Origin of the sequence: Marinobacter sp. NSM, from assembly GCF_052380025.1 — a bacterium.
Lineage (GTDB): Bacteria > Pseudomonadota > Gammaproteobacteria > Pseudomonadales > Oleiphilaceae > Marinobacter.
Genome location: NZ_JBQTCK010000006.1, coordinates 94,708 through 111,128, shown reverse-complemented (window position 1 = coordinate 111,128; position 16,421 = coordinate 94,708). Strand labels below are relative to the sequence as shown.

11 protein-coding genes are annotated in these 16,421 nt (G+C 52.8%); 8 read left to right on the top strand and 3 right to left on the bottom strand.

Features of this window, described 5'->3' with window-relative positions:
- From ACTZWX_RS13875 to ACTZWX_RS13855, 5 genes are all read left to right on the top strand, one after another.
- Window positions 1–1,194: a peptidoglycan-binding domain-containing protein gene (locus ACTZWX_RS13875; RefSeq protein ID WP_444714437.1), complete on the top strand. Its 1,194-nt coding sequence runs from the start codon at window positions 1–3 to the stop codon at window positions 1,192–1,194.
- Window positions 1,195–1,327: 133 nt separating this feature from the next.
- On the top strand, window positions 1,328–3,322 hold the full coding sequence (locus tag ACTZWX_RS13870) for a CocE/NonD family hydrolase (RefSeq protein WP_444714436.1): 1,995 nt from the start codon (window positions 1,328–1,330) through the stop codon (window positions 3,320–3,322).
- A 386-nt stretch (window positions 3,323–3,708) separates the two neighbouring features.
- A complete protein-coding gene (locus ACTZWX_RS13865; RefSeq protein ID WP_444714435.1) occupies window positions 3,709–4,638 on the top strand; it encodes a hypothetical protein in 930 nt (309 codons plus the stop codon).
- A 31-nt stretch (window positions 4,639–4,669) separates the two neighbouring features.
- Window positions 4,670–6,307: a S8 family peptidase gene (locus ACTZWX_RS13860; protein ID WP_444714434.1), complete on the top strand. Its 1,638-nt coding sequence runs from the start codon at window positions 4,670–4,672 to the stop codon at window positions 6,305–6,307.
- 84 nt (window positions 6,308–6,391) lie between these two features.
- Window positions 6,392–6,811: a hypothetical protein gene (locus tag ACTZWX_RS13855; protein ID WP_444714433.1), complete on the top strand. Its 420-nt coding sequence runs from the start codon at window positions 6,392–6,394 to the stop codon at window positions 6,809–6,811.
- A 13-nt stretch (window positions 6,812–6,824) separates the two neighbouring features.
- Here ACTZWX_RS13855 and ACTZWX_RS13850 read toward each other — a convergent pair whose 3' ends face one another.
- Window positions 6,825–7,919 (bottom strand): hypothetical protein, encoded by a 1,095-nt coding sequence (locus ACTZWX_RS13850; protein ID WP_444714432.1) that lies wholly within the window; start codon window positions 7,917–7,919, stop codon window positions 6,825–6,827.
- Window positions 7,919–10,447, bottom strand: coding sequence for a hypothetical protein (locus ACTZWX_RS13845; protein WP_444714431.1), 2,529 nt, complete (start codon window positions 10,445–10,447; stop codon window positions 7,919–7,921). Before ACTZWX_RS13845 ends, ACTZWX_RS13850 begins: the two co-directional genes overlap by 1 nt.
- A gap of 417 nt (window positions 10,448–10,864) precedes the next feature.
- Between ACTZWX_RS13845 and ACTZWX_RS13840 the strand changes: the two genes are divergently transcribed.
- The 3 genes from ACTZWX_RS13840 to ACTZWX_RS13830 all read left to right on the top strand — a co-directional run bounded on the left by ACTZWX_RS13840 (window position 10,865) and on the right by ACTZWX_RS13830 (window position 14,437).
- Window positions 10,865–11,047: a hypothetical protein gene (locus tag ACTZWX_RS13840; protein WP_444714430.1), complete on the top strand. Its 183-nt coding sequence runs from the start codon at window positions 10,865–10,867 to the stop codon at window positions 11,045–11,047.
- Window positions 11,048–11,167: 120 nt separating this feature from the next.
- Window positions 11,168–12,514, top strand: a complete 1,347-nt coding sequence (locus ACTZWX_RS13835) for a S8 family serine peptidase (RefSeq protein ID WP_444714429.1) — start codon at window positions 11,168–11,170, stop codon at window positions 12,512–12,514.
- Between the two features lie 276 nt (window positions 12,515–12,790).
- Window positions 12,791–14,437, top strand: coding sequence for an alpha/beta hydrolase family protein (locus tag ACTZWX_RS13830; protein ID WP_444714428.1), 1,647 nt, complete (start codon window positions 12,791–12,793; stop codon window positions 14,435–14,437).
- Here ACTZWX_RS13830 and ACTZWX_RS13825 read toward each other — a convergent pair whose 3' ends face one another.
- A complete protein-coding gene (locus tag ACTZWX_RS13825; protein WP_444714427.1) occupies window positions 14,438–16,420 on the bottom strand; it encodes an EAL domain-containing protein in 1,983 nt (660 codons plus the stop codon).
- Window position 16,421 lies beyond the last annotated feature (1 nt).

Here is a 16,421-nt window from a genome sequence, read left to right as displayed (position 1 = left end):
ATGAGCAGACCAATTTCTGTGAAGCACTTCATTGGGTTTTCCTTGCTGAGCCTCTCGGTAACAGGTTGCGCGCTGCATGAGCCGCAACCGGCACCAAGAGTGAGTGGCTTGTACACCTACGAGCTCGGGATGAACGAATCACCCTCGGTCGAGCAGAAAGCAACGACGGTGACTCGGGCAGCAGAACCGCTGCAAAGCGCCCGGCTTCCTGAACAGTCACAGCCTCAAGCCTCGTCCGTTGAAGGGGATTCTCCGGTTCCCGTCAGGGATCCGAGAGTAGGGCAATCTATCGGCACGGCGGATTTGCTCACCAGTCAGTCAGGCAATGGAGAACTTGATATACGACCAGGGCAATGTTGGGTGTACGCTCAGGTTCAGCCGCGTCCTGTCGATGATAGCGTGACCGTGAAGGTCCGCGACTCCGAGACAAGGTTAGAAGTGACAGCAGCCGAATTTCGTCGTGGTTTCAAACAAGTAGTCACCAAAGAAGGCACGAAAACCTTCCGTGTTCAGCCGGCAACTTACAAAGAGATTGAAGAGCGTGTGCTGGTGAAGCCAGAAACAACTCGTTTGGTTGTTGAGCCGGCAGAGTATCGGGACGTCGAAGAAGAAGTGGTTCTGGAGCAAGCACGTACAGAACTGGAACCTTGCCGTACCTCAGGCGCTGCGGCCTATGGAGCGTCGTCAGCCGTTTTCGGTTTCTGCGCTAAAGAGATCCCCGCAAAAACAAAAACGGTCACTGTCACCCGGTTGGTTAAACCTGAAACTACCCGAACTGAAGTGATTCCTGCAGAGTTCAAAACCGTTATTCGTAAAGTGGTTGATCAGCCCGCTGAAGTGGTTCCGGTAGAGCTGGATGACGAGATTGAATCGTTTGAAATTGCGGAACTGATTGAACCCGCCCAAACCATCGAAAGGGAAGTGCCCGCTGAAACCATGGAGGTAAATGTTCGGAGGTTTGAGGGTCGCCCCCAGATTGTTGCGCGCCAGGCCGTGTGTGATAGAGATTTGACAAGAGACATGGTTCGGAAACTCCAGTCACGTCTTAGCCAGCTCGGATACAACCCGGGAGAACAGGATGGTTTGCCCGGCCCGCGCACAATAGATGCGCTGTCTCAATACCAGATCGAAAACGGCCTCGCCTCCGGCGCCATCACGATTGAAACAATGAAGCGTCTGGGTTTGAGCGAGTGATCCGTCGCTAAGCCGTCTTGCGGGCCATGACAACATGGTGAAATGGCCCGCAGGTGTTTGTCTCTCTGGCCAATGCCTCAAGCTTTATCGTAGAGCAACCTTTATCCTGATGCAGTCTTATTTGGGATAAACAATGAAAAAAACAGCCTCGCTCTACTTAGCAATGATCAGCGCTGCCCTCCTGCTGGTTGGATGTGGCGGTTCATCAGACCAGAACTCTCAGCCGTCCAGCTCCGCGCCTGCTTCGCCGAATTCTGAGCCCCCCGAGATTCACTCCGAGCAGCCGAAAGCGGTGCGTGAAATGATGGCTCTTGGCAGCCGTAGCACTGAGTCAACATTCGTGCCGGTCGTGCTGGAAGGTTCTACAGAATGGAGTACTTATGAGCGAGCGCCCACACACACGCATGCGGTCTCGCTGCCGGATCAAACCATTGAAATGTCGGATGGCACCAAGCTATTTGTAAAAGTGACATTGCCGGGTTTTAACCGGGATACTCCCGCGAACGGGCGTTTCCCCGTTGTATTAACCCAAACGTCCTATAACACGTCGGTAGGGCAGTTCGTGCCGCAGGTGGGCGGCGCCAATGAATACCTGGTTACGCGCGGGTATGCCCATGTGGTGGTCGATGTTCGCGGTACCGGCAATTCAGGTGGTAATTGGGAAGCGTTCGGCGAACGAGAGCAGGCAGACTACGCGGAAGTTGTTAATTGGGTGGTTGATCAACCCTGGGCCCTCCCTGCTATCGGGCTTGAGGGTATCTCTTACCTGGGGATTACCGCGGTTCTCACCTCGCAACAGAACCATCCCGCTGTGAAAGCGTCTTTTCCCATCGTGCCGATTGGTGACGGCTACCGCGATATTGTCTTCACCGGTGGCAATGTTAATGCCACCTTCATTCCCTCATGGATGGCATTGGTCACAGGGTTGGGTTTGTTGCCCCTCGAGTTGTTGCCAACTGATCCGGGCGCATTTCTGACTGCAGTGCCAGAGCGGCTGACTGGTACCCTGCTGGATTTTCAGGTGCCTACCATCCTCAAAGCGCTATTGGGCGAGCAAGAAACTGCATTTGACGAGGAGTTCTGGGAAATTCGTTCGCCCATGGAGGGCGTAGATAAGATAAACGTGCCTACGTTCGTGGTGGGTGGTTTGTTCGACCTGTTCCAGAGAAGTGAGCCGCTTTGGTACGAGCGTTTGAGTGGTCGTGTCCCTGTCAAACTTCTGATCGGCCCGTGGACCCACATAGAGGCGGCTGGTGTTCCCAGTGACGGTTTACCTAGAGATGGAGTGCCGCCTTTGGACGTTCTTCGCCTTCAGTGGTTTGATCAGTATGTAATGGGGCTAGACGCTGGCGCAGAAGCCCAGCCTAATGTAACGCAGTATGTTTTGGGCCTGGAAAAGTATGAAACTGCGAGCCATTGGCCTCACCCACAAATGCAGGCTCGGCGTTACTATCTTGGCCCCGAAGGCGCTATAACCTCTGCTCAGCCTTTAGCCACAGAGACAATTGAGGTGCTTCAGCAGCCCCTGAATGGCCTGTGCTCGTTCAGCACCACGCAGTGGACTGCCGGGCTTACCGGGCTGATCCCATTACCGTGTCTGGAAGATAACCGTTTTTCTGAGCTCGGCGCGATCAAATTTGAGTTACCAGCCGGGGAGGAGGGGCTGTACCTGAATGGGCCCATGCAGGCTGATTTATGGGTTTCTTCAACCGCAAGGGATGTTCAGCTTTCAGTACGGCTTGATCTCGTCCATCCGAACGGGACCACCAGCCCAATCACCAACGGCTTGATGACTGCCAGTATGAATTCGCTCGATGAAAGCCGTTCCCGATTTGTAAACGGTGAAATGATTCAGCCCTGGCATACCTTCAGGGTAGAGGACCGCTCAATGCTGGAGCGCCATGAGGTGCGAAAAGTTTCCGTGGAAATTTTTTCCAGCAGTGCATTTGTGCCGCCAGGTAGTGCATTGAGAGCTTCTATTAACACCTCGAACGTCGCTCAAGGTATTGCACCGGTTCTCACAACCCTCCTGCCATCCCTTTTGGGCGTGATGACGCTCCACACTGGGCCAGATACACCGTCCAGCCTGGTTCTTCCGGTAGTTCCGGTTGAGGTGCTGGGAAACTGACGTTGTATTCAGCGTAGCCTGTGTCAGCTTTTTTTACGCATGTAATTAAATGTGTAAATAAAGCTGACGATTTCAGACATTACTTTACAATCATCCAATCATACCCCCGTTGCTGAACCTATCTATACTCCGCGTGTGCCGCAGCTTTCATAGATCATTGATTTAAATAATCAAATTACCCTTCTTGTTTTTCCGATTTTTCAGCTTGCTCGCTTTATCTCGCAGGGTTTTCCCCGTCATCAAGTTTTCGATGTGAACTGGCCGACATCTTTTTTTGACGGAATACCGTAGTTTTCTTCGTCAAATGAATGGCGCTTTATGGTTTTTAACAGGCGCTGAACTGCGCCCGAATTTTGGCGACCTGACCCAGTGACGAGGACACCATCGTGAAAAAAGCAGATTGGAAGAGAAATTGGCTTGTAATAATGGCAGTAGCTCTGGGGCTCTCCGCTTGCGGCGGTGGTTCAGGTGGAGGCTCCGGCAATTCCAGTTCAACAGGTTCCGACAGCGGCGCTCGGGGCGTGGAGTCAGACAAAGGACTTGTGAAACTCCCGAATGCCTTTTACACCGGGCCTGAATCACAGCCTTTGACGATCACCGGTCAGTTTGACCAGCCAGAAAATGTGTCGGTTACGAGCGCAAGTGGTTTGGTTTCTGTTTCGTCTGTCGTCAGTAACCGCCTGACGCTGACGCTTGGCGAAGTCGACCGGCCTGTCAATGAGCCGGTCACTCTAAACTTTCGCTACCAGGACCAAATTGACAGGGTACAGGTAAACATTTCCATCCAGAATACCTCTGCTATGGGTCTCGAGAACCAGGTAGCTAACACGATCAATAGTCGCAGTGCCTTGGTGTCTCTCGCAGAAGACGCATTGCTCTACAATTTTTTTCTGCAAATGGCCTATCTGAGGGGCGATGTCACCCATCAGAGCCTTCAAACCCGGCTGCAGAGGTTTAACCCGGCGAACAGCCCGTGGTCTTTCGATGTCAACTTTGCTCTGGACAACCTCACTCAAGTAAAAGACAGCTACCGCCAGGGGTTGGTCTCCGAACAGATTTTGAACCGCGAACTCCAGTTTGCTGAGCGAATGATCGCTAACCACGGCACCTTCGGCCGAGACAAGCTCATTGAGATTGCTCCTTTTGTTGAGGCTATCGCTCCAGGTGGATTGAGCACGGGCACTCTGGAATATGTGTCCAGCGCAGGTGCCTATTCCAGGATTATGAGTTCCGATCGCTACGTGGTTGCAAGCCGAGGCAGCTTACAGCTACGCCCGGAGTACCGCGCTTTAGAAACGCTCGTGCAGTTCAATTAATAACGATCCTGCCAGTGAGAGAGACAACACGATGACGAAAAACAGATTGTATTCACTGATGATTCTGTCTGCATTTGCTGCAACGGCAGCGGCACCGAATCAGCTGGTTGCCGAGGAATCTGCGGAGGGTCCGGGTCGTTTGGTGGTGACCTATCGCAACACCGTGTCAGCGCTGTCTGTCGGGGAAGTTATGGCGAACTCTGAAATCATTGAGGTTGGTGACGAAAACATAGAAGCCATCAAGGCTCAGCTAGAAAGCCTGCCTGATGTGGCGGCAGTAGAGAAAGATGTCTGGGTAAGTAACCCAACCATGCCCATTGCCCCGCGATTAGCGGAATCAGGCACTGTGGCGATTTCAGCACAATCTTTTGAAGGTACGTTCAGCGCCAATGCAACGCCATCAGACCCGGGTTTCAACTCGCAGATTGCGTGGCAGTCGCCAACGTCTCGCCAGCAAGGTGTGCAAGACATCCTCTCGGCATACTTGCGGTCAAATACCGATCAACGAGTTCGAATCGGTGTTGTGGACTCCGGCTTCTACCGATTAGATGATCTTAACTATGTTCAAGGTTTCAATTTCGCCTCAGACGATGGCTACGGGCCGCGTTTTCTTGAGAACGAAGTAGCACCAACTTGCCTGAATGCCCACGGCACTGGTGTAAGCGGTGTACTTGGAGCCATCACCAATAATGGCACTGGAATTGCGGGTATCGCGACAGCTGATATCGTTGCGGCTCGGGCTTTGACTTGTGATGACAGCGGTAGAGTGAGAGGAGCACTTACGGATACGGCCCTGGCGATTCGTTGGTTGGCCGGAGACCCTTCGGTATCACAAGCACCCAGGCTTCAAAAGCCAGTCGATGTGATCAATGCCTCGTTAGGCGCGCAGGTAAGCAGCTGCCCGATGTATTTGCAGGAGGCCATCGATTACGCCTGGCGCCGGGGAATTCTGACCGTGGTTGCGGCGGGCAATGCCGGGCAAGATGCTGCCAATACAGCCCCGGCTAATTGCCAAAGGGTAATTACAGTCGGTGCCGTGCGTTCATCCGGAGACGTGACCGGTTTCTCCAATACCGGCTCGAACGTAAACGTTTCAGCCATTGGCTCAGAAGTACTTTCGCTGGATCGTCTCGGCCGTCTGACCTTTTGGGACGGCACCTCCTTCTCGGCTCCGATTGTTGCCGGAATAGCGGGCCTATTGAAACAATCTTCGGTAGAACCATTGGCGGCTGATGCCCTAACCGAGTTGTTGGTGTCTACTTCACGGCTTGTTGCTCAGTCAAACGGAAGTCGTATACCTGTTGTTGATGCTAGATCGGCGATGGACCGTATACAAAAACAGAGCGGTAACGAGTTCGCCAGTATAGAGCCGTTTCTGAGCAGCCCGCAGCGCCGCCCGGCGGAAGCATTCTTACAAAACAACCCGTTGAATACGCCGTTAGACAACGTTTTCGAGGTGACGGTGAGAGGAGCGGGTTCATTATCCAGTGCGGACAGATTTATCGTTTTCCAGACAACCCGCACGGGTAGCAAAGTGGCCATTGCCCAGAGCCGTGAACCTGTTTTCCTGCTGAGGAACGTAAATCCAAACGCTGACCCACTGTGGATCGATATCTGCGATAGCCGGGCCCAGAACTGCCGTTTTAATCGGTCTCAGCCACTGTTGTAGTTTTGCAATCCAACCACGCCAGGCAAGGGTGCCTGGCGAACATCCCAAACGGACGCCAGGAATACCTTTGATGGAGAGCATGCCATGACGCGCCACTCGGTAGTTGCTGGTTTCAGTGTCTTTGCAGCAATGGTTTGGTTAGTCGATAACGTCATTTCAAAACAAAATAATTTTGTAAACAGCTTTTTGGATAGGAGTTTTACGTTTTCATACCCTGTTCCCAATATCCCGTTTGTAGATCTCAGTTGGATAGTCGACTTATGGGTTATGCTCGGTACCCTCTGGTTACTATCGGTGTTTTTCTGGATAACAATCACGCTGTGTATGTCGTCCAAGAGCAGGGCAGTACAACGCGCCATGATATTTGTGTTTTTGATGATCCCGGTGGGCATCAGCACGGCCAACTACGCAGAGAACAACTCGCCGGTTATTCATATCCACAGCGCTAATCTGCCCGTTGCGGACCTGTTCGAACGAGCGCAAACTTTACTCAAGGAGCTTTAGCAGCGCGTGCGATTCAGTAGCCAAAAGATAAAGACAGTGAGACCGCGCCGATTTTCCGCTCATCAACATCGTCGGCGGAAAGTTCTGCGGAAAACTGGCTGAATTTCAGCAGAAACCCAACAGAATTGTATTTGGGGTACAGCATCAGCCCAAACCGATGGGCATTGGTGGAAGCTAGAACACCACCAATACCTGCGTAGGTGTCATCAAACTGATGAACGAGTTCAATTCTCGGGCGAAAGGTTCCTTCGCCCAATTCAAGGGCGCCATCAAACTTCGGAGAGAGCCGTTGTGTGTAACGCGGTCGATACCCCTCCACGCCTTCTATTGTGGGCTGGAGCCCTGAAAACCCGGCGTCTCCGGTTGAGCGCCTTTCCGTGTTCGCGGTCGCTCTGGTGAACGGAGCGTTGCGCCAGCGAATTCTGGCAGCCAGGTCTTCCGCGCCCAGCTCAATACGCAGCCCCGGCATGGCTTGCCAGGTGGCATGAACATCCAGAGAGAATCCGGTGCCGGTGGCAGGTTCTACGTTCGGGCGCCGTAACAGAATATCGCGATGGTAGAGGTAATCGACCTCTGCTTGCAAATCAAACGTATCACCCTCTGTGGTGGAGAAGGTGCCATCCAGCGAACCAGAGTACAGATAATCGGAGCGAAACACGGATAAACCGGTGCGCACAACCAGTGTGTCTGAGGTAAAGCGATAACCCAGTCTGAGACCCTCTGCGGTAAAGGATTCTGCCTGAACACTCACCGGTATCTGCTGGCCAGATTCAAACGATTCGCCCCGGGCGATTTTGCCGTAAAAAGCGACGGCTTCCTCGTTCATCCTCAAATCCGCTAGCGCCCGGTTAAAAAACGACAGTTCCCATTGGTTTACTCTGAACCCTAATTCTGCCCGGGCTCGGATCCACTGGCGCTCTCCCTCATTAAACTGGCTTCCCCAGTCGTCAATGCTGGTTTTGATGGGCTCAAGTTCGTCAACAGCCCGAATGGTCAGCTGTCCGAAAATCTCGATATTGTTGGCCAGAGCAGCACTTGGGCTGGCGGTTAAAAACAGAAGGGCGGCGCATAAGCGCCGCCCTTGAGGTTTGACGTTAAAACTCACCATCAAAACAGCGACTCAAAATTAGTCTCGCCATTGTTCTCTGCGTAAACAATAAAGGGCACTCCGTTGCGTAGTTCTATGTCACCAATGTCGTCGTCACCCACAAAGGCGTCCCCGGTCAGCGCGGTAATTTCCTGATCATCATCGAAGGTAACCGTTGCCGCCAGGCGGAAGCCCGCAGGGCTGGAGAACGTAATATCCGCACTGCCCGCACCCTCAAGATCGGTGCTGCTGACCTGCAAGCGCAGATTCTGGGCGGTGGCATTGGGCACACCCTGTGCTATGAAATTGACGTTCAGGTTACCGCCGATGAGCGAGTTGCGACTGACCGTTGCAACTGCCTTACCGCTGAAACCTGCATAGTTGATGTCGGTTGTCAGCGAAATCGTTGCGTTTAGGAAGCTGTCTGCATTATCCAGTCCCTCGACATCTGCCACGGCCGTAATGCCGCCACCCTGGCCTTTGTTAAATCCCATTTCCGCGTGTAAGACGTCGAGTTCCAGGCCTTCGAGGTTATAGGTTTGTTCAAAGGCATCGTTCACGAGCCCCAGAGCCTCTTGTAGCTCTGCATCTCCGAAAGCAGCGCTGACAAACTGAACATTGTTGTTACTATCGATAAGACGTATGTCGTTGAAGAAAATGCTGTCAGAGTCGAAAAATATGTCACCTGAGTAATCCCGGCCATTCGCGAGATTCTCGATCGTGGCTTTGATGGTTGATGGCAATTCGTCAAAGAAACCGCCTTCAGTGACGGATTGCGAACTCAAATCCAGCCATCCAAACACATCGAACTGGCGGGCATTCCGAACCTTCAACGAAGCGCTGGCGGCGAAGGAATCGTTATCAGAACCGCTGAATTCGCCAGACAAACTGATTTCCTCCAGCGACACCGGCAGCTCTTTGTCAAAAATCCGCGCATCGTCATCAAAGGTGACTAAGCGGCCCAGAATGTCACCGCTGAAAGTATAAGTGTCTGAGTTATCTGTGGCCGTAATGTTCAATGCGCCAGAAAGCTCGCCGTCAAGCGCAGCCGCCAGCACAGTCTCACCATCCAGCGCTGCGCCGTTATCGCCTGCCAGTGCCTCTTCCAAAGTGAGGGTTGCCTTGAGATCCGTTAGCTCGATCAAAACATTGGTATTTTGGTCACCAACCGTTCCGTCAACCTGCAGCGTGGCCGTTTCTCCCAAGCTGGTCAGGTCTGTGTTGTCGTCGGTCAGCACCGCTAGCGCAACCGGCACGGTAACGCTTAGATCGAAGGGCAGGAAGGACTGGCCGGTTGAGCCGGTGGCCATGCCTATGAGCTCGAGGGTAAATGAGTTGTCCTCATCATCGAGTGTAATCGTAGCGGATCCAATATTAGTGCCGTCGGCAGGGTCGTTTAGATTTATTGTCTGATTCTGCGGATCATCAATCACAGCATTCAGAGCCTGCCCGATGACATTGAAGCTCAGCAGCAGTGTGTTGACCGTATCCGCATCGAAAATTGCGGTGAGCGTGGCTTCGTCAGCACCCAGGGCGGTATCAAGAGCATTGCTGTCGCCGAAGGCTCCCAAGCCGTCACCAAGTTGTCGAACCTGTGTGAGGAAAGTTTTAAATTTTTGGACTTTATCCGCGAGCGGAGCATCGGGCGCTGTGACGGAGCTTTCGATATCCTCGGCATTAAGTTCGTTTATTAGCTTGAGTTCTTGCGATCGCTGCGCAAGCGAGTCCAGCACATTGGTGGCGATGGCGTTCCCTGAGCCAGCAATCACTTTATCGAGAGCGTTCGAGATGCCCTCCAGTTCAATTTTCCCATCATCCAGTTCCTCGGAAAAACCGGCCAGGGCGCTGACAAAGTTGCCGCCGTTGCCAAATATTATTTCGGCAACTGCAGCATTCAGCGCAGCAGACTGCGCCTCTTCTGGTGAGCTGTTGGCGTTCAACTGAGACAACCCTTTGGCCTGCACCTTGCTAATGTCGTAGCCGACAATTTCGGAAACTACCCGGTTAGCCTTAGTAATGGCGGTAGCAAGTGTTTCATCGCCCGCGAGGCTTTTGGCCCGATTAGCCGCCAGGGTGGTCCAAGCGCTCACCGGGGCACTGATATTGGTTTGGCCGGGGGTGGGTTGAGCCAGGCTCGCCAGGGTCAGCCCATCAAGGCCGCTGGAGATTTCTTGCCCGCTCGCAACCCCATTGCAGTCCTCTGTGGCATCGCAAACCATACGGGTGGCGCTGTCTGCACTCACCACAATCTCAATCAGCCCGCCTTGATAGTTCGGTCCCAAGGTTAGCGTGTATTCCCCGGCATTGTCTGTGCGAGCGGTTCCCACGTTAGGTGTAAGCCTGTTGCCACTGCTATCAAGCTCAAATGCTGTTACTTGCGCGTTTTTCAAAACCCCTTTAACCGCGCTGCCACTGACAGATTGCTGAGCCTGAGGTTGGTCATTGTTGCCACCTCCAGATCCACCAGACCCACCGCCACATCCGTACATTGAAAGCGAGGCAGCGATAGCCGTTGCCAAGGCAGCTTTACGAAACATGCTTGTATTCATTTTGTTCGTCCTTTTAAGAGTCAATGCGGATTTTTAAATGGCCTTAATGAGCGTCTAGCTTTGATAATCGTATAGCATATTCTATGTGAAGTGATCGTGCCATGATCATGTTGAAGGGGATAAAAAATCGTATATAGCAATTTATCGTAACTTTTCTGTCACGCATCGCTGTTAGCTTTTGAGCCTCCGTCGTTTTATCGGCCCTATTGCTAAGCCTTCAAAAGCTACATACCTGTCAGAGCTCCAGCGCTGGTTTTGTCGCCGGTTTGCCCTTGGTCTGATAGCCATTTCAGTCATTCCGCTGGTAGCTCAAAATGCCGTGTATGCGCCACCAAGATCCGTGGGTTGGCAGGATCTGGTTCCCATTGGCTGGCCAGGCGTTTCTATGCAGTTGCTCAAAACTTCAATGCGTTAAGAATGGATTTCCGAATTGATGGCGAGCCGATGGGCGCTCGTCTGGGGCGCCCGAACGGCTTCATTATGCCCGCTCGGTTTGAACTGGTTCTGGGTGATTCGGCGTTCAATGGAATAGTCGAGGTTGTTTCTCGTGGTAATCGTATCATGACAACGCTGGAGGTAAGCCAGGGCACTCTGTTCTGAGTGCCGGGGCCAAGAGACTGGCCCCTTAAGACTGACGCCCACAAACAAAAAAGATTGAAATTGCATATAGTTTGTATAAATTTAATTATTCGATAAAAACCAAGAAACCAAGGAGCGAATATGTCACATGTAACTGCCAGGACAACTGCGGCGTCAGCCGTTGCCCTTGTATTGGCTGCAGCACCCCTGAGTGCGCAGGCGGGTCTGTTTTCAAAACTGTTCAGCAAGCCCAGTCAGCCAGTTCAGGAAGAGGTTTCCGAAGCCCCAGACAACACCATAGCGCAACGTTATATTGTGACAGTCGATCCCTCACTGTCTTCCATTCTTGGCGTTTCCGGTGGCTTGGTAGGTGGTATCGAGCAACTCCTCTCCGCTGTGGGTGGCGGTAATATTCTGTTCGTCTATCAAAACGTGATGCAAGGCGCGACCGTACAGGTAACAGAGCGCCAGGCCCGTTTGCTGGAATCATTGCCCGGTGTAAAAGCGGTAGAACCAGACAGCTGGATGAGCACTGCCGCCACCCAGACCCAGACAGATGCCACCTGGGGCCTGGACAGGGTTGATCAAACTACCTTGCCGCTCGATAACCAGTTTACCTACCCCGTCACGGCAGGACAGGGCGTAAACGTTTATGTATTAGACACCGGCATTCGAACCACCCATGCCGATTTTCAGGGCAGAGCGAGCGGTGTTAACTTTCATGACGATGGCGGTCTTGGCGGCGGTGGCGGTGGCGGTGGTGGCCTTCCGTTGATTGGCGACCTGCTTGGATTGCTGTTCGGTGGCCTGGTGCCTTTCGGTAACGAAGACACCATATCTGCTTACTCTGCGGAGGACTGCAACGGTCACGGCACTCACGTGGCTTCCAGTGCCGCCGGTACGTTGTTTGGTGTCGCCAAGGAGAGTCAGGTTATTGGCTTGCGCGTTCTCGGATGCAATGGGTCTGGGGCTACCAGCGCCATTATCGAGGCCTTGGATTGGATGGTCGACAACGCGGAACGGCCGGCTGTAGCCAATATGTCGCTCGGTGGTGGCAGTTCCGCTGCATTGGACAATGCCGTACGTGAAGTAGTGGCGACAGGCATTCCGGTTGTGGTTGCTGCGGGTAACAGCAATGCCAATGCCTGTAACGGCTCCCCTAACCGCGTAGCGGAGGCCATTACCGTGGGCAGTACCGATAACCGGGATCGCCGTAGCAGCTTCTCCAACCATGGTCAGTGCGTAGACATTATGGCGCCAGGCAGCAACATCACTGCAGCCTGGCATACTGGCGATACAGACTTCAACACCATCAGCGGCACATCCATGGCATCTCCCCATGTAGCGGGTGCCGTGGCTTTGTTGCTTGCGCAGAATCCAAGTCTCACGCCTCAGCAGGTTGCTCAGCAATTGGACGCGCAGGCCAGCCGCAATCAGCTGACCAACTTGAACGGGTCTCCAAACCTGTTGCTCAACGTTAATCCTTGATGGCCTTTATTGACACGAAGATGTCATCAGTGAAACTTGATATTGAAAAAATATAGTATAGTATAAATTATGTGTACTGGTGTGGTGTTCCGGCCTCAACCGTTACCTTCATGGCGGTTCGCCAGTACACCTAGTCTCCTCGGAATGTGACATTCGGTAGTCACCGTGTTCTGGGACTAGAGTCGCTTGTTCTATACTTGCCCGCACAGCCCCCTCTGTTGCGGGCTTTTTTTGGGCGCTACGTTTTTCAAAATTGCGAACAAGTGGTGGTTGTTTGTGAAATACCGTGTAATGGTTATGTTAGCTTTGTCACTCGTTGGTTGCGGCGGCTCGGAAAGCGATGGCCGCAAAGATAACGTTGGCTCTACAGAAGCGGCCCTTCCAGGTGCGTTGCCTGAAACCGAGTCGGAACTCGAACTTAGATTAATCCCTACCACTCCCGTGAATTTAGATAGGCGTTGTGACAACGCGGATAGCCTGAGCGCAACCTGGGCTGATTGTGAGTCCGCGAACTTTGCCAGAACGCTCGATGCACCTACCGAACAGTTGTCCATTCCATTCGTTCGCCGGCTTTCAGAACAAACTTTTTTCAACATTGGGGAGCTGGTAGAACGCTCACTGCTTGATCCCTCCTGGTTACTGTCCATCTCCCTAGATACCGTTCTGCCCCCGCTTTCTCTCACACTCAACACGCCGCTTACCCCATTGTGCGCAACTTATGGCTTGCCCTGCACGGGTGACCCATACCGGTACCCACAAGCCATGGGGCCAGACGGTACCATGTTTTTCGAGAGAGAAGCGGATGTAACAGACGTCGTTTTTTATGATAGAGAGTGCGCACGCCTCGCAGGAAAGGTGTGGGTGCCAAAGTCGGCAAGTAACACCCGTCCCGTTCCTACCATTGTTATCACTAATGGTTCTGTGCAGGCGCCACAAACTGCCTATACATGGACGGCCCAGGAGCTGGTCAGAGCCGGGTATGCAGTGTTTACTTTCGACCCCCGTGGTCAGGGCCAGTCAGACCTGTTCACACCCCTGCTTGAACAGGGGAGTAACCTCAACCCTAAAGTCTTCTGGGAGGGGCAAGTTGATGCTATTGATTTTTTCCGGTCAACGCCGGACATCCCATACCCGCATGCCGCATCATGTGCAGACAAACAACCTACCCGAACGTTTGATTACAACCCGCAATGGTCGCGCCTGGACCACTCACGATTGGGAATAGCCGGGCATTCACTTGGGGCCATTGGGGTATCGGTGGTGCAAGGTTATGGTGCTCCTGGAGCAGCCCCATGGCCAGGGCTTCTGGACGACGAAAACCCGGTGGATGTGGCCGTAGCATGGGATAGTCTCATTACTCCCGAGGGCGAGGGTTTAACAACAGCAAGCAACCTGCAGCTTCCCGCACCTTTATACGATGTTTTGCTACTGGCCGTAACCCAAGGAACATTGCCGGACTTTGCCCCAAGGGTCCCTGCCATGTCGATCTTTGCTGACTACGGTTTTGCTCCCTTACCATACCTGGCACCACCAGATTCACAGGGTGGCAAAGTTGCGTTCAATGCCTGGCGTGCAGCGGGAATTCCTGCTTATACCGTTGGTTTTCAGGGCACGACGCATTTCGACTTTTCATTGCTGCCATTGTTTCCGGCATCATCATGGTGCCCAGACGTCAATAGTGGGTCTTGTGCGGGCGGTTGGGGCAGACCCTCGATTACTTACTATACCGTGGCCTGGTTTGATCGATGGCTGAAACAACCCGGAGAACAAGGTTATGAGGACGCGGACATCAGGCTAATTGACGACGCTCGCCCGGGCAGTGCTGACAGAATGAGCTTTCACTACCACTCCGCAAGATCATATCCGGATCGTTTTGGTGGTCTGCAAGAATGTGAGAGTATCCGCGCCGGATGTACAGAGTGATCATGAGTTATATCCGGTCAACTGGGAAGTTTCAGGCTTGGCCTGTTGTGAATCGCACGCGCTGGCCATTAGGCAACCATTAATATCTGGAACTTCAGTGTCAGGCGCCAAGAGTAGCTGCCTGTAAGCTGCTGATGTCATTGGCCTGTTTATGAAATACCCCTGAACGAAGCAATCGCCGGCGTTCGATATTATTTCCAGCTGTGCGAGCGTCTCTACGCCCTCGACAACACAGTTCAAACGGGCGGTGTCTGCCATCGAAATAATCGAATTCAAAAAACGTTCCCGGCTGGGATTAGTGTCGATGCCATCCACAAAGCACCTGTCTATTTTAATGCGGTCAATTTTCAACTCGCGAACATACTCCAAAGACGAGTGCCCGGTGCCGAAGTCATCCAGCGCAAAACGAACGCCGGCATCTTTAAGCTCCAGAATGATTTTATTGATGCGTTCAAATTCCAGAGCTGCATTGTCCTCAGTAATCTCAAGATACAGGCAATCACCGGGAATACCGGACGCCAGCAAAATGGAGCGCACATCACCCACGAGTCGGGGCGAGAGCATAGACGGGCTCACGTTGATCGAAAGACTCATGCCGAGCTGTTGATTGACGTAAAGATCAGCATTCTCCTCGACGACTCTGCTGAAAATCCATTGACCAAGTGCCTCGCCCAAGCCAAATTTTTCGCAGATTGCAACCAGCTCGTTCGGTGGAATAAAACCATAGTTACGGTCATAGCATCGCAAAAGAACTTCTGAGCCGGTAACGAACCGGGTTCTGTTGGTTGGTACGATGGGCTGGTAAACGAGACTGAGCGTGAGGGTAGAAGGTTCACGATTAAAAGCCCTTAGCAATTCCGCGTGAAGCCGGCGCTCCTGGTCGATTTTTTTACGCAAGTCTTCCTGACTCACAACCACCCGCTCATTTTCAAGTTTAGCCTGCACCAAAGCCCGGTGAGCGCGCTGGTAACGGATGGTCCAATCAGGGCACAGTCCCTCATTTGAAGGGTCTACACCCATGAAGGGCCTGATCGCGGTCACGGCAGACCCCCAGCGCCAATCGAACGATAGTACCTCGCGCAGGCTTCTCAGCCTGTCCTCAAGAATGCTTCTAGATCTGCACAAGGTTAATACTACGAAGCTTTCCGGGGTCTTGTGAATAATCTCATCCTGACTGTCCACCAAACCGCGAAGCTTTGCGGCAATATCTCTTTGCAATGCGTCACCTGCCTCGGTGCCGAAATCACTGAGAACAAGATCAAAATCGGCGATCTCGAGACAGATCACGGCATATTCAGCCCCTGCTTTTTTGACATTACGCAGTGTTTCCCGGTTTGGTAACCCAGTAACCGAGTTCAGCCGGTTCTGCTTTCTTACGATGAAAACAGCGGCTGCCAGAAAAGCAAAAGTCACCAACAACAAGCTCAGGGTAAAAAATCTTAAATTGGCCAGTCGGTCTCTGGACCGCTCAAGCTCAACCGCCAGAAAAGCGGTTTCGTCACCCACAAAGTTATCGGTAATCAGGCGCTGGAGTGTTCCATGTAAGTCCTGCCAGCGTTTAACGGTTTGATCAGTGCTCGCCTCATCAGTGCCGATGAGCGCTGAAATCATAGGCTCCAATGCACGGTAAGAACGAAAGATGTCATCGACGGCCTGTTTGTTGTCCGCATGGGATCGGACAACGCTTGCCTCCGGGCTGTTAAGGATGTAATCCAAGCGGCTCCACAAAATGTCGTAGCGCTTCTGCAGTCTTTCCTGAGAGCCCGCGCCATTAGCAGCCAGCGCGACTTCCAGGTTCAGGGCGCTGGCTTCACGTCCCATTTGTGCCAGGCTCCAAGACGCAATGCGAAGGGAGGAAAACGTGTTTGACTGCAGCGAGCGATCCTTAACATACGTGGCCAAGCTCATGGCCAGCAGCACGGTGATCAATAGAAACAACACCGCGACCACGGGTTTGGATAGGAGTTTGCTGGACAGCGTCATG